This window comes from Hymenobacter psychrotolerans DSM 18569 (assembly GCF_900142395.1).
GTDB lineage: Bacteria > Bacteroidota > Bacteroidia > Cytophagales > Hymenobacteraceae > Hymenobacter > Hymenobacter psychrotolerans.
This window is the reverse complement of the sequence record NZ_FRAS01000015.1, coordinates 21,761-35,096: the sequence shown is the minus strand read 5'-3', so window position 1 is coordinate 35,096 and position 13,336 is coordinate 21,761. Positions and strand designations below refer to the sequence as shown.

Genomic DNA, 13,336 nt, shown 5'->3' with positions numbered 1-13,336 from the left:
ATAGCATCGGTCAAGCAATGAGTAGCATTAGCTTCACTTCTTCCCGCATTACTCCCACTACCTACCCTATCACCTGTACTATATGCCGGATCAACTCCCCGACCCGCTGGTTGCTGACTTCGCGCGCCGCGTAGCGACCCGCGACGAGCCGCCACCCTACGTACCGCCCCGCCAGGACCGGGCCGCCATTGAGGAGCGGCTAGACCACGCCCTGCTGCGCGACGTAGGCGTGCGCCTGCGCAACCGCCGCCATACTACCGTGCAGCTGTTGCTGGCACTGCTACCCCACGAGCAGCAAACCGGCGTGCAGCTGGCCGATGCCATCGGCGTAGCCCGCCCCACGGCCGTGCAGGCGCTGCAGAAACTGGTGGCCGCCGGCCTGCTGGACTACCCCAAAACGGGCCGCCACCGGCATTTCCGCATCACCCGCGCCGGCCAGGACTGGCTGCTGCCGCTGCTCACCGGCGAAACCGGCCCGGCCGCCTGATGCGTCCTGCCCGATGGAACCGTGTCTGTGCAACTGGAGTTTGCCGCGTGGTGGCCAGAGGGGCCATGCCTGCGTATAGGCCGTTTTATCTTTCGCCTGTTATTTCCTGATGTCGTTTCCTGTTTCCTCCTGGCTGCGTCTTTCGGCGCTGGCCCTGCTGCTGCCTGTAGTGGGCGCGGCCCAGAATGCCGCTCCGGCACTGCCGGCCGTACCAGCCCAGCAATGGTACCTGCTCGACCCCAAAGCCGATGGCGTGATGGGCGTGAGCGTACGCAAAACCTACGACGAGCTGCTGCGCAACCGCCCGTCGGCCCCGGTGGTGGTGGCCATCATTGATGCGGGCATTGATACCGCGCACGCCGACCTGAAACGCCTGCTCTGGACCAACCCGAAGGAAGTAGCCGGCAACGGCCTCGACGACGACCAGAACGGCTACGCCGACGATGTGCACGGCTGGAACTTCCTGGGCGGGGCCGATGGCCGCAACGTAGATGTGGAAACCTACGAAGACACGCGCCTCATAGCCCGCCTCAAGCCGCTGTATGAGGGCAAAGCCCGCACCGCCGTGCCCGCCGCCAAGCGCGCCGAGTACGACCTGTATCAGAAGGTGAAAAAGACCCAGGCCGATAAAGTAGCCGAAAACACCGAGCGGGCCGAGTCGCTGGGCAAGGCCTACCTGCTCAACAAAGAGGGTGCCGACAACCTGAAGCTGGCCCTGAACCTGCCGCGGCTGGATACGGCCAGCCTGCGCCGCGTGTCGCCGGCTGACCCCAACCTGTACCGCGCCGCGCTGGGCCTCTACGGCAACCTGCGCGAAGCCGGCTACGCCGACATGGAGTCGGTGCTGGCCGACATGAAAGAGGGCCTCGACCAAAGCAAAAGCCTGCTCGATTTCAGCCTGAATCCGGCCTTCAATCCGCGGGCCAGCATCATCGGCGACAATCCCGAGGACACCAAGGACCGCCGCTACGGCAACCGCGACAACCACGGCCCCGACCCCTCGCACGGCACGCACGTGGCCGGCATCATCGGGGCCGACCGCACCAACAACCAAGGTATTTTGGGCATTGCCGACAACGTGCGCCTGATGGCCATTCGGGCCGTGCCCAACGGCGACGAGCGGGACAAGGACATTGCCAACGCCATTCGCTACGCCGTGGATAACGGGGCCAGCATCATCAACATGAGCTTCGGCAAATACTACTCGCCGCAGCGCGAAGCCGTGGAAGAGGCCATGAAGTATGCGGCCTCCAAGGGCGTGCTGCTGGTGCACTCGGCCGGCAACGAAAGCCAGGACATCGACGTGCAGGTGCAGTACCCATCGCCGCTGTACCTGAGCGGCCAGCGCATCCCGAACCTGATTACGGTAGGCGCGGCCGCCCGCACCAACGACCGGAACATGGTGGCCGACTTCTCGAACTATGGCAAGAAGAACGTGGACGTGTTTGCGCCCGGCCACCAGATTTACTCGACGCTGCCCGGCCAGCAGTACGGCAACAAAAGCGGCACCAGCATGGCCTCGCCGGTGGTAGCCGGCATGGCCGCCGTCCTGAAATCGTACTTCCCCAGCCTTAGCGCCACCGACCTGAAGCGCCTCATTCTGGCCTCAGTAGACGTGTACCATACCAAAGTGCTGAAGCCCGGCACCCAGAAAGAAGTGGATTTCGCGGAGCTTTCCAATACCGGGGGCCTCGTGAACCTGTACCGCGCCGTGCAGATGGCCAGCGCCGAAGCTGCAAAGTAGCCGTAGGCACAGAACAGCAGAAAGCCGTTGCTCCGTACGTGGGGCAACGGCTTTCTGCGTTTAGCAGGCCAGGCCGGGGCTAGCGGCCGGTTCGTGCCAGGCGGGGCTCCGTACCCGGCACCGGCCCCCAGGGGTTGGCGGCCGGCGTGCCGGGCAGCAGCACCAGCAGCACATACGCGGGCAGATTGATGACCGGAACCAGCAGCGCCAGCGCATACCAGCCACTCAGGTACAGGTCGTGGAGGCGGCGCACGGCCACCGCCGCGGCCAGGGCCGTGCACACGGCCAGCACCAGCCCGGCCAGCAGCACATGCAGCCAGTTGTGGGGCGGGGCCGGCAGATAGTAGGCCGGCAGCAGCGGCGAAAAGCACAGCAACAGGCGCACCACTAAGTCGACACGATTTATTCTACCTTGAAAAAGCGCAAATTGTCTCATATTCCTGCGGGCTAACGTATCTACTGCAGGCAGCCGGCGGCTACCGCAGACGGCGGTTTCCAAAATCCGGGCCAGTCTGCACCGCTCACGCTCGTTTCGGGGGTGCCAGCGCATGCCTCCTCACTGCTTTCCTTTGCCTTATGTCGGACTTCCCGCTAGACCAGCTTCCCGCCAACCGGCCGCTTTCCGTGTCGCCCGAACAGCGCTCCAAGGCCCACTGGCTGCGCCACAACATCTCCAGCGGCCTGCTGCTGCTGGCCGGCGTTTTCTCGGCGGCCTTCGGCCTGAAGGCCTTTTTGCTGCCCAATGACTTCATCGACGGCGGCGTTACGGGCATCTCGCTGCTGGTGCGCCAGCTCACCGACTGGCCCCTATCGGTGCTGATTGTGGTCATCAACATCCCGTTCATCATCATGGCGTATTTCCAGATGGACCGGGTGCTGGCGTTTAAGTCGTTGGCCGCCATTATTGGGCTGGCCATTGCCCTGCTACTGGTCACGTTTCCCAATCTGACGCAGGATAAGCTGCTGATTTCCGTTTTTGGAGGCTTTTTCCTGGGCGCCGGCATCGGGTTGGCTATGCGGGGCGGCGGGGTGCTCGATGGCACCGAAATTCTGGCCGTGTACCTGAGCAAGAAAACCAGCCTCACAGTCGGCGACATTATCCTGCTCTTCAACATCTGCATCTTCGCCGTGGCGGCCTGGATTCTGTCGGTCGAAACTGCGCTGTATTCCATCCTGGCCTACCTGTCGGCCGCCAAAACCATCGACTTCATTATTGATGGCATTGAGGAGTATATCGGGGTGACCATCGTTTCGGGCCGCTCCGATGCAGTTCGCCGCATGATTACCGAGAAGCTGGGCCGCGGGGCGACCGTCTACAACGGCAAAGGCGGCTTCGGCACCCACGGCGACCAGCCCAACGCAGTGGATATCGTCTTCACGGTGATTACGCGACTGGAGCTTTCCCGCCTCAAAGCCGAGGTAGAACACATTGACGTGCAGGCCTTCATGGTGATGCACAGCGTGAAAGACACCAAAGGCGGCATGATTAAGAAACGCCCCCTGCACTAAAGCAGCAACGCGTAAAAGTGGGCGGCATATGCGCTATGCCGCCCAGAAAACGTACCAGTGGAAGGCCAGATAGTTTAGTCCTACGCTGACAGCCGCAAGTAACTGACTTTTATGCAGGTGTCAATACTGGTTTCTTCGTCCGGGACGTACCGCGTACCTTCGCTGCATGGCCTCTCCTCTCCTGCTGCAAGACCTGTACATCTACCCTGTCAAGTCGCTGGGCGGCATCCGGGTAGCACACGCCGAAATAGAGCCGCGCGGCTTGCGCCACGACCGGCGCTGGCTGCTGGTAGACGAGCAAAACCGCTTCATGACCCAACGGCAGATTCCGGAAATGGCGCTGCTCCGCGTGGCGCCGGCCCACAACGGGTTCCTGCTCACGCATGCCCAGCGCCCCGATCTGCTGCCGCTCTACATTCCGTTTGAAGCCACGCCCGAACGCACCCTGTTCGTGACTATCTGGGACGACATGGTGTTTGCCTGGCGTGGAGCCCGCACCGCCGACGAATGGCTGAGCGAGGCGTTGGGTCGCGCCTGCAAGCTGGTGTACATGTCGGATATGGTGCGCCGCGACGTAGAGCCGGAGCTAAACCCCGAGGGCCAGTTGGTGAGCTTCGCCGACGGCTACCCGTTCCTGCTTATTGGGCAAAGCTCCCTGGATGAACTTAATGGCCGCCTTGCGGAGCCTGTCCTGATGGACCGCTTCCGCCCTAACCTAGTGTTCAGCGGCGGCGAGGCGTTTGCGGAAGATACCTGGGAGCATTTTCAGGTAGGCGAATTGCCGTTCCGGGCCGTGCGGGCTTGCGGGCGCTGCGTCATGACCACCGTAGACCAGCGCACAGCAGAAAAAAACGCCACTGGCGAGCCGCTGCGCACCCTGGCCACCTACCGCAGCCAGGGCAGCAAGGTCATGTTCGGGCAGAACGTAACCGGCCCCGGCCGCGGCCTGCTCCGCACCGGCGACCCGGTGCTGGTACAGAGTACCCGATAGAGCAAGCAGCCGCTTTGCTTCCCAGGTTTTATCAGGAAGCAGCCGGCCAAGGCCTGACGAAACAGGAAGCCGGTAGCAGCAGCTTTTCCCAAGCCTTGGTGCTGGTCACGGCTGCGGAAAGCAGCAAAGCCCCCCGAAGAAAGCCGGCCAGCGGCTTCCGGGGGCTTTGTTGCGTAGAAAGGCGTGGCCGGGCCGCTGTGGCGCCCCGGCTTTCCTTTTCGTCATCTTTTACCGCTATGGACCGAGCGTTTATACTGGAATTTCTTCGACAGCTGGCTGCCCACAACCACAAAGCCTGGATGGATGAGCACCGTGCTGACTACCAACGGGCCCGCGCCGAGTTTACGGCCTTCATCAGCCAGATGCTCAAGGAGCTGCAGGACATGGAACCCGGCCTGCGCGGCCTTACTCCGGCCGATGTAATGTACCGGTTGCACAAAAACGACCGTTCGCAGCGCGACCCCGAAACCTATAAGCGCCACATGAGCGCCGGGCTGAAACAAGGCGGGCGCCTGAGTCCGTGGGCGGGCTACTTTGTGGCGCTGGAGCCGGGCGGCGAGTCGTATGTGGGAGCCGGACGCTGGGAACCCGAGCCGCAGCAACTGGCCCGCATTCGGCAGGAAATCCACTACAATGCGCCCGCCTTCCACGCCGTGCGCGAAGCACCGGACTTCCTGCAGCACTTTCCGGCCAGCCTCGACCGCAGCGACGCCCTCAAAACCGCCCCCAAAGGCTACAACCGCCACGACCCGGACATCGAATGGCTGCGGCTGAAACGCTTTTTCGTGTGGCAGCCTTTCTCCGACGCGGAAGTGCTCCGCCCCGACTTTGCGAGGCGCGTGCTTACAGCCTGGCGGGCGGCGCAGCCTTTCGTGCATTTCCTGAACGAAGCCGTGAAATAGTCAACATCAACCACCTTGCCTGAAAAGCCAGGCCCTCTGTACTACGCGCGGTACAGAGGGCCTGGCTTTTTAAGAACGACTGCGTGGCTAAAACAGCCCAAACAGGGTGCTGTTGATGCGCTCAATCACAACGCTCAGATCTTCGGGGTTGCTCACGTAATCGAGGTTGTTTACATCCACGATGAGCAGCTTGCCGTGCTTATAGCCGGAAATCCACTCCTCGTAGTGCTCGTTGAGGTGGCGCAGGTATTCTATCTTGATGTTGTTTTCGTAGTCGCGGTTGCGGCGCTCAATCTGCTGCACCAGTTTGGGCAGGTCGGCGCGCAGGTACAGCAGCAGATCCGGCGGGTCTACCATGCTGATCATGGATTCGAACAGGCCCATATAGTTCTGGTAGTCGCGCTCCGTCATCAGGCGCGACTGGTGCAGGTTGGCCGCAAAGATGTGGGCGTCCTCGTAGATAGTGCGGTCCTGAATTACGCCTTTGCTGGCTTCCTGCAGCTTCTTGATGTGCTGGGTCTGGCGGAAGCGGCTGTTGAGGAAATACACCTGCAGATGAAACGCCCAGCGGGGCATATCGTCATAGAAATCCTTCAGATACGGGTTGTGGTCCACATCTTCCAGAAACACTTCCCAGTTGAAATGATGAGCCAGCTTGTTGGCCAGCGTGGTTTTGCCGGCCCCAATGTTGCCGACGATGGCAATGTGCATAAGTCAGAATAAAAGCGCGGCCGCCGCCGTGGTCTGGCCCGAACCACAAAAGTACATAACCCGCCCGAAGCGGCCGCCAAATCTGTGGTGAACACCGGCACCCTTTTTTATATTATGACGTTGCAATATTTCACCCTGGCTCTGTGCTGTCCGCAACATGTCCGTTCCCGCTTCCATTCTCTCTCCCGAGCCCGAACCGGGGTATACGCCGCCACCAAGAGCAGAGCACCTGGGTTTGCTGCGCGATGAGCACGGCGCGCCCCTGCTGCGCCTGTTATACTACACTGCCGAAAGCCTGCTCTATGCGCAATGGTTTGGCAATCTTACGGCCGAATCGGTGGTGGCAGGGGCGCGGGCGGCGCTGGTAGCGCAGCAGCAACTGCAGCCGGCTTTGCTGCTCAACGACAAAAGCGTGGCCACCGGCGACTGGACTGAAAGCATGGACTGGCTGGAGGTTGAGTGGCTGCCGCTCACGCTCCGGCATGGCCTGCGGGCGTTTGCCTACGTATTTGCCCCCGATATGCTCAACCAGCCTTCTGCCCTCGATTTTGCGGCCCGCGTCAGCCGGCAGCTGTCCATTCAGCTGTTCTATGACCTGGACACGGCCCTTACGTGGCTGCGCCGGCAAGCGTAGCTTACATTCACAAAAAAGCCGGCTCTGCTATGCGCAAAGCCGGCTTTTTCTTTGATACGAATACTAGCCGCCGGTTATTCGGCCATCACGCCTTTCACGTCGCGGGCTTTTTCCAGGGTCCGGAACTCGCCCTGCCAGGACCGGATCCGGACCCGCTCTTCGAGCGGCAACTGCTCGCGCACCTGCTCGTAGCGGGCGTTCAGGCGGCCCAGCACGGCCGAGGCATTGCTCCAGTCGGCGGAAGACCATTGGCGGCGCTGGGCGCGGGTGGTTTCAATGAAGCGGGCGTACAGGTCGGGCAGCTCGGTGGCACGGGCCTGGTTGAGCACCACTTTCTCGCCCAGCAGCCGGTCCTGCGCCTGTTGGGCGGTCTGGGGTTGGCGGGCCGCCCGGTCCAGGCTGTCGCGCCGGGCCGACCAGTCGCCGTAGCGTTTCTTCTGGATGGAGTATTCGCGCTTGCCTTCCACTGTCAGGCTGTCCACTGCTTTGTCGATGCGCTTGCTCTGCCGGTTGAATTCTTCCGTTACGCGGGGCGTTTCGCGGGCAATTTCGTCGGCAGTCTTGCTGACTTTCTCACTCACCCAATCGGCAAAAATGCGCAAGTCACGCTCCACGGCGGTGGCAGTGCTGCTGGTAGAAGGGCGCGAAGTGGTAGTTGAGGGGCTTTGCTGCGCCACGGCAGCCGAAACAGAGAACAAGCTGGCGGCCAAAAAAAGCGGGAATGATTTCATAGGTCTGGGAAAGGAGGCAATGAAGGCACAACGCCACGCGGCGCCGGCCCGGTATGCCGGAGCAGGCAATTTCTGGCCCAAAAACGAGGAAGCGCCGGGTTTGGGTTCGGATTTCAGGCAAATAATGCCGTTTTTGCAGCCTATGTCACCTGCTTCCGCTGCTTCTGCTACCATCCGGCCCGCCTCCTTACCCGATATTCCAATCATCATTTCGCTGGCCGAAGCGACCTGGGAGCCTACCTACCGGTTCATCATCTCGAAGGAGCAGATTGACTACATGTACCGCGTGATTTACACGCCGGCTTCGCTGCAGCGCCAGATTACCGAGCAGGGCCATCAGTTTCTGCTCCTCTTCGACGACGAGGAGCAGGCCGGCGGTTTCGCCTCCTACTCGGCCAAAGAAGAGGCGGGCACTTATCACCTCAACAAAATCTACATCCTGCCTTCGCACCAGGGGCGCGGCTTTGGGCAGCTACTGCTGCGCGCCGTAGAGCAGGCAGTGCGGCAGGCGGGTGGCCATCGGCTGGAACTGAACGTAAACCGGCATAATCCGGCGCTGGCGTTCTACGAGCACGAAGGCTTCCAGCTGCACCGCGAGGAGGATATTGCCATCGGCCCGTACTGGATGAACGACTACGTCCTGCGCAAGGACCTGCCGGAGCGCCAGTAGTCTGCCGGAGTCGTTTTCAGCCACAACACCTGCATCTTTCATCCGGCCGCGTCTGTTTCGCGGCTACATCTTCTTTTCTTATGGCCACTAAAATCACCGTACTAAGCAATGGCTCCCTCCGCGTGGAAGGTCCCGATTTCGAACTCGTAGACGCCCAGGGCCAGCCCTACGGCCTCGCTGGCCGGGAGCGAATCAGCATCTGCCGCTGCGGCCTTTCCGCTAACAAGCCCTTCTGCGACGGCTCGCACAAAGGCCACTTCGAGCACGACGCCAAAGCCTTCGATCTGCCGGCTCCCAAGGTATAGGTGCCGCGCCTATTCCAGGTACACAAGCCGGCCCTGCCTACCACATGGTAAGCAGGGCCGGTTTGCGTGTTATGCCGGCCGCTCTGGCTGAAAAGCAGACATAAGGAGCGGAAGGCGGCAGGCTAGAACAGCGAGTTCACCAGGTCCACGTACTCCTGGCGGGCCTCGTCCTGCGATTTGCCCCGCAGGCCGGCCCAGGCATCGTATTTGGCAATGGCTTTGAAATCGAATCCGCCGGGCCGGTCGCCGGTTACGTCGCCTTCGCTGGCCTGCTTGTAGAGCGAATACAGCTGCAGCAGGACCGTGTTGGAGGGCTTGCCGGGCAGCTCTTTGCTGCGAGCGGCGGCGGCTTCAAATTCTTCGGGAGTGGCCATAAGTGGGAAGTAGAAGGTTGGTGAGAGAACACAAAACGGCCGTGGCCGGCCGCCGGTAAGGTACGGAAGCACGCGGAATTTTATGCTGCAAGCAGCATTTTTGTTAGTCAGCTTCTGCGCTGTAGCGGCTTGGCGGGCACTTTTCGCAACCTGAGCTATAACATTTGGGCGGGCTCGCACCGTAGACGTAGCACTCTGTTCTCCCTCCTGCTATGAAACCAGCTGACCTCAACAAACTCGTCAAGAAATTCCTGCAATACAAGCTTACCCTGGCTTTGGCGGAAAGCTGCACGGCCGGGCTGCTGGCCTCCGAGTTTGCGAAAGGCGACGGTAGCAGTGAGGTGCTGCTTGGCTCGGTCGTGACGTACCACCCGATTGCGAAAAACCGCCTGCTGGGCGTGAAAAAGGATACGCTGGCTCTATACACCGCCGAAAGCCAGCAGGTGACCAACGAAATGGTAATGGGCCTGCACAAGCACCTGCCCACCGCCGATGTGTGCGTGGCCGTAACCGGGCTGTGCGCAGCCGGGGCCTCAGAATCGGAGGAGAAGCCGGTGGGCACGATGTACTTCACAATTTTGCACCAGAACCGCGCCCACGAGCTGCGCCAGGAGTTTGAAGGCGACTGTGACAAAGTGAAACTCCTGGCCGTTGATTTTATTCTGCAGCACCTGAGCGAGCTGCTGGACACCTACACCGAGCAGCACGCCGGCGAGGCCGTAGCGGCGAAAGCGGAATAGCAGGCTGCCCCTCTCCTATTCCGGGCGGGGCCGGGCCAGCATCAGCTTCAGGTTGAGGCGCACCACGTCGCCCATGGAGCGGCAGCGGTTAAACTGTTCAGTCTGGTGGTGCAGGCCAAGCTGCGCCTTGAGTAGCTCCACTTTCTCCGGTGGCGAAATGGTGTCACGGCGCATACAGTCGATGAGGTCTTTGAGGCGGTAGCGCTCCGAGCGCGCCCGGCGCGCCATCAGGGTGCGCTCCTCGGCCTGATACTGCCGGATGGTTTCGTCCTTGAGCAGCTGGCTGCACAGCATCACCACGGCGCGGTTGTCCTTGAAATACTGGGGCAGATACATGGTTTTCTTGCCTTCGTAGCTCTGCTGGTCGAAGTCGATGGCCCGCACCCGGTACTGCTCGTCCTCGAAGTCGGGCGTCACGTCGATGACGTAGTTGTAGGCCCGCATATCGCCGAGCAGACGGGCAAAGCACCGCTCATTAAACTTGACGAACTCCTTGGCAATGCGCACCTGGTTCAGATGCGGCCCCTTCAGCCGGTCCCGGATGAAGTCGTCGCCCGGAATGCCTACAATGTGCTCCTCAATCAGCGTTTCGCCCGATACCAGATAATTGAGGCTGTTGGGGGAAAGCAGATGCTCCAGCTCCAAGCCATACACCCGCGAGGCATCCGCCTTTTTCACGTAGAAATAGTCGTAGTTGTCGTTGAGCTGATTGACGATGCGCACCCGAAACGGGTTGGAATTGCCGAAGCGGCAGTAGTCTACCCGGTCGGCGAGCAGGTGCTCCATAAACGACAGGTCGCCGTCGGTTTTCAGAATGGCGTACACCTGAGCCAGTCCGTCGCTCAGCTCGCGCAGGGCCTGCGGCTCGTAAAACACAGTTTCCCACATGGTGTCACGGCCCTGGCGGTCGGCCAGCGGGTAGGCGCCGCTCATGCGCGTCAGGTCCTGGTAGGTGACGGGCAGCGTGGTTTCCCGGTCGTACTGCTGCAGGTAGGTGCGCAGCGGCGGCTGAATGGCGTAGGTTGTCTTCTTGCTGGTGATGAGCGTCATGGGAAGCGGCTAAGGCAGGCAAGGTATTGTGTTTTGGGGCGGCCCACTGTGCTTATACGCAGATTCAGAGCGAATACGGGCTGGCTTTAGTTGGGCAATCCGGCAATCCGCTAACTTCGCGGAGGCCACTATACGAGCTTGCTCTTGCTATGAAAAAACATTTCCTCTTCTTGCTGTGCCTGGCGCTGCTGGTGCCCATAACGTCGCCGGGCTGGGGCATTTTCGCGCACCGTACCATTGCCCAGATTTCGGTGTATACGCTGCCGGCGGCCATGCAGGGTTTCTACTTCCGCCACATGCAGGACCTGGTGCGCCTTTCTTCCGTGCCCGACGAGCGGCGCGACGTGTCGCCCAAGGAAGCCAGCAAGCACTACATCGACATGGACCACTTCGGCGATAACCCGTTCGGGGCCATGCCTAAGGCCTGGGACAAAGCGGAGGCCAAGTACACGGCCGACACCCTGCGCAAGTACGGTACCGTGCCCTGGACCATTATGGAGGTGAAAGACAACCTCACGGAAGCCTTCAAGCAGCGCGACACCCTGGCTATTATCCGGCTGTCGGCGGAGCTCTGCCACTACGTGGCCGATGCCTACGTGCCGCTGCACACCACCGAAAACTACGATGGCCAGCTCACGAACCAGACCGGCCTGCACGCGCTGTGGGAAGGCAAGCTGCCGGAGCGCCACATTGCCGAGTATAAGCTGGACGCCGAGCCTGCCAAATACGTGAAAGACCCGCTCGCCGACATCTGGAAGGTGCTGCAGGAGTCGTATGGCTTTCTGGGCGAAACCTATGACCGCGAGGAAAAAGTAACACGCCAGTTTACGCCCGAAACCAAGTACAACTTCTCGCATAAGTACGGCAAGACCCGCCGCTTCTACTCCGATGCCTTTGCCGACGCCTACCACAAGGAAGTGGGCGGCATGGTAGCCTTCCGCATGAAACAGGCGCCCACGTTCATCTCGTCGTTGTGGATGACGGCCTGGAAGGACGGCGGCAGCCCCAACCTCAACGAACTGATGACCAAGAAGCCCGGCAAAATCGAGAAGGACTCGTTGGACAATCAGCTGAAAATCTGGAAGAAGAATGGCCTGGCGGAGCAGCAGTTGCTCCTGGCCATGCAGAAGCAGGCCGCTACCGTGCAGGCCGACCAGATAAATGCCGCCACCGACATGGCCCCGCCGGTGCTCGAAACCACCTCGCCAGCCGAACCCGCGCCTGCTCCCGCCGCGCCGGCCAGCAACCCCAAGGCGCCGGAAAAAGTGAAGGCCAAAGTCAAAACCGAAGCCGGCAGCACGAAAGCAAAGGAGAAGGAAGCCCCTAAAAAGAAGCAGCCCGCCAAGAAAGATGACGGCTGGGGCGCGCCGGCGGGTTCCGGCTGGTAGAAGCTCGACCTAAAATGTTGTACAGCCGGCTAGTTAGCCACTGCCGTTAAGAATACGGCACCTGTTGCGCACCGCGCACCGGTGCCGTATTCTTTTCACATAACCCCCTGTACGATGATTTTGCGATACGACCGGCTAGCTGTAGAGCTGCCCAAGCCCAAAAATCCTTCGCCCAACGATGCTGCTGCCATTCAGGAGCTGCTAGGCGGCAAATACGGGGAGATGTCGACCCTGATGAACTACACGTTTCAGTCGTTCAACTTCCGGGGGCGCGACCGGCTGCGGCCATTCTATGATCTGACGTGTAGTATCGCGGCGGAAGAGTACAGCCACATTGAGGCCGTCAGCTACGCCATCAATCTGCTGCTGACCGGCCAGACCGTGCGCGGCAAAGACCCGGTGCCGGCGCCGCTGGCCGATGCCAAGGATGCCCGCAACAGCTACCATTTCCTCAGCAGCGCCCAGGCCGCCCTTCCCTACGACTCGATGGGCAACCCCTGGACCGGCCAGTACGTGCACAACAGCGGCAACCTCAAGCTGGACCTGCTGCACAACTTCTTTATGGAATGCGGCGCCCGCGCCAACAAGATGCGGGTCTATGAAATGGTATCGGACCCGTGTGCCCGCACCATGGTGGGCTACCTGCTGGTACGGGGCGGCCTGCACGTGGTGGCGTATGCCAAAGCGCTGGAACTGCTGACGGGCGTGGAAGTATCGAAGCTGGTGCCGGTGCCCGACCTGAGCAACGACGCCTTCCCCGAAGCCAAGAAGCTGCAGGACCAGCAGAAACTGCACCTCAAGCTCTACACCTTCAGCCCCGACGACTACAAACAGGCGGGCATCATCTGGAACGGCACGCACCCCGAAGATGGCCAGCCGCTGGAAGTAATTCAGGGCGGGTTTGAGGGTGTGCCTTACCCGGTGCTCGAAGAAGAGCCCCAACTAAACTCGCCCGGCGCCGACGACTACGACCCCGAAATGTTCAAGGACATTGCCAAAAAGCTGGGTATCAAACTGTGAACAACTAATACCGAAGCTACCGGTCTTTTTTGCGGTAGCTGCTACCTTTGGGCGGTGGTCCGGCTCTGTGCGAGTCGGGC

16 protein-coding genes are annotated in these 13,336 nt (G+C 61.0%); 11 read left to right on the top strand and 5 right to left on the bottom strand.

Going from position 1 to position 13,336, the window contains the following annotated elements:
• The first annotated feature begins 82 nt into the window (after window positions 1-82).
• Window positions 83-487, top strand: a complete 405-nt coding sequence (locus BUE15_RS13905; RefSeq protein WP_073286177.1) for a winged helix-turn-helix domain-containing protein — start codon at window positions 83-85, stop codon at window positions 485-487.
• A gap of 109 nt (window positions 488-596) precedes the next feature.
• Complete coding sequence (locus BUE15_RS13900; RefSeq protein WP_084549057.1) at window positions 597-2,231, top strand: S8 family peptidase; 1,635 nt, start codon at window positions 597-599, stop codon at window positions 2,229-2,231.
• A gap of 79 nt (window positions 2,232-2,310) precedes the next feature.
• Here the strand turns inward: BUE15_RS13900 and BUE15_RS13895 are convergent, their stop codons facing one another.
• The gene (locus tag BUE15_RS13895) at window positions 2,311-2,667 is read right to left on the bottom strand and encodes a DUF805 domain-containing protein (protein ID WP_073286174.1); all 357 of its coding nucleotides are present in this window, start codon (window positions 2,665-2,667) and stop codon (window positions 2,311-2,313) included.
• A 140-nt stretch (window positions 2,668-2,807) separates the two neighbouring features.
• On the opposite strand from BUE15_RS13895, the gene BUE15_RS13890 reads away from it, so the two are divergent.
• From BUE15_RS13890 to BUE15_RS13880, 3 genes are all read left to right on the top strand, one after another.
• On the top strand, window positions 2,808-3,740 hold the full coding sequence (locus BUE15_RS13890; RefSeq protein WP_084549055.1) for a YitT family protein: 933 nt from the start codon (window positions 2,808-2,810) through the stop codon (window positions 3,738-3,740).
• A gap of 166 nt (window positions 3,741-3,906) precedes the next feature.
• Entirely contained in the window at window positions 3,907-4,731 is an 825-nt protein-coding gene (locus BUE15_RS13885; protein WP_073286171.1) for an MOSC domain-containing protein, read from the top strand.
• A gap of 236 nt (window positions 4,732-4,967) precedes the next feature.
• Window positions 4,968-5,633, top strand: a complete 666-nt coding sequence (locus tag BUE15_RS13880) for a DUF2461 domain-containing protein (protein WP_073286168.1) — start codon at window positions 4,968-4,970, stop codon at window positions 5,631-5,633.
• Between the two features lie 87 nt (window positions 5,634-5,720).
• On the opposite strand, the gene BUE15_RS13875 is transcribed toward BUE15_RS13880, so the two are convergent.
• On the bottom strand, window positions 5,721-6,344 hold the full coding sequence (locus tag BUE15_RS13875) for a deoxynucleoside kinase (RefSeq protein ID WP_073286165.1): 624 nt from the start codon (window positions 6,342-6,344) through the stop codon (window positions 5,721-5,723).
• Window positions 6,345-6,501: 157 nt separating this feature from the next.
• Here BUE15_RS13875 and BUE15_RS13870 point away from each other — a divergent pair, with 157 nt between their 5' ends.
• Complete coding sequence (locus tag BUE15_RS13870) at window positions 6,502-6,978, top strand: hypothetical protein (protein WP_139252307.1); 477 nt, start codon at window positions 6,502-6,504, stop codon at window positions 6,976-6,978.
• Window positions 6,979-7,052: 74 nt separating this feature from the next.
• Here BUE15_RS13870 and BUE15_RS13865 read toward each other — a convergent pair whose 3' ends face one another.
• Window positions 7,053-7,709: a hypothetical protein gene (locus BUE15_RS13865; protein WP_139252306.1), complete on the bottom strand. Its 657-nt coding sequence runs from the start codon at window positions 7,707-7,709 to the stop codon at window positions 7,053-7,055.
• Window positions 7,710-7,851: 142 nt separating this feature from the next.
• On the opposite strand from BUE15_RS13865, the gene BUE15_RS13860 reads away from it, so the two are divergent.
• Both BUE15_RS13860 and BUE15_RS13855 read left to right on the top strand, forming a co-directional pair.
• Window positions 7,852-8,379 carry a GNAT family N-acetyltransferase gene (locus BUE15_RS13860; protein WP_073286383.1) on the top strand — a complete coding sequence of 176 codons (528 nt, stop codon included), beginning with the start codon at window positions 7,852-7,854 and terminating at the stop codon, window positions 8,377-8,379.
• An 80-nt stretch (window positions 8,380-8,459) separates the two neighbouring features.
• Window positions 8,460-8,684 (top strand): CDGSH iron-sulfur domain-containing protein, encoded by a 225-nt coding sequence (locus BUE15_RS13855; RefSeq protein ID WP_073286158.1) that lies wholly within the window; start codon window positions 8,460-8,462, stop codon window positions 8,682-8,684.
• 122 nt (window positions 8,685-8,806) lie between these two features.
• On the opposite strand, the gene BUE15_RS13850 is transcribed toward BUE15_RS13855, so the two are convergent.
• The gene (locus tag BUE15_RS13850; RefSeq protein ID WP_073286155.1) at window positions 8,807-9,058 is read right to left on the bottom strand and encodes an acyl-CoA-binding protein; all 252 of its coding nucleotides are present in this window, start codon (window positions 9,056-9,058) and stop codon (window positions 8,807-8,809) included.
• Window positions 9,059-9,270: 212 nt separating this feature from the next.
• Between BUE15_RS13850 and BUE15_RS13845 the strand changes: the two genes are divergently transcribed.
• Window positions 9,271-9,798 (top strand): CinA family protein, encoded by a 528-nt coding sequence (locus BUE15_RS13845; RefSeq protein WP_073286152.1) that lies wholly within the window; start codon window positions 9,271-9,273, stop codon window positions 9,796-9,798.
• A 15-nt stretch (window positions 9,799-9,813) separates the two neighbouring features.
• Here the strand turns inward: BUE15_RS13845 and BUE15_RS13840 are convergent, their stop codons facing one another.
• Window positions 9,814-10,848 (bottom strand): hypothetical protein, encoded by a 1,035-nt coding sequence (locus BUE15_RS13840; RefSeq protein ID WP_073286149.1) that lies wholly within the window; start codon window positions 10,846-10,848, stop codon window positions 9,814-9,816.
• Between the two features lie 149 nt (window positions 10,849-10,997).
• Here BUE15_RS13840 and BUE15_RS13835 point away from each other — a divergent pair, with 149 nt between their 5' ends.
• Together BUE15_RS13835 and BUE15_RS13830 are read left to right on the top strand one after the other, a co-directional pair.
• Window positions 10,998-12,236 carry a zinc dependent phospholipase C family protein gene (locus tag BUE15_RS13835; RefSeq protein ID WP_073286146.1) on the top strand — a complete coding sequence of 413 codons (1,239 nt, stop codon included), beginning with the start codon at window positions 10,998-11,000 and terminating at the stop codon, window positions 12,234-12,236.
• A 114-nt stretch (window positions 12,237-12,350) separates the two neighbouring features.
• Window positions 12,351-13,256: a manganese catalase family protein gene (locus BUE15_RS13830; protein WP_073286143.1), complete on the top strand. Its 906-nt coding sequence runs from the start codon at window positions 12,351-12,353 to the stop codon at window positions 13,254-13,256.
• Window positions 13,257-13,336: the final 80 nt, after the last annotated feature.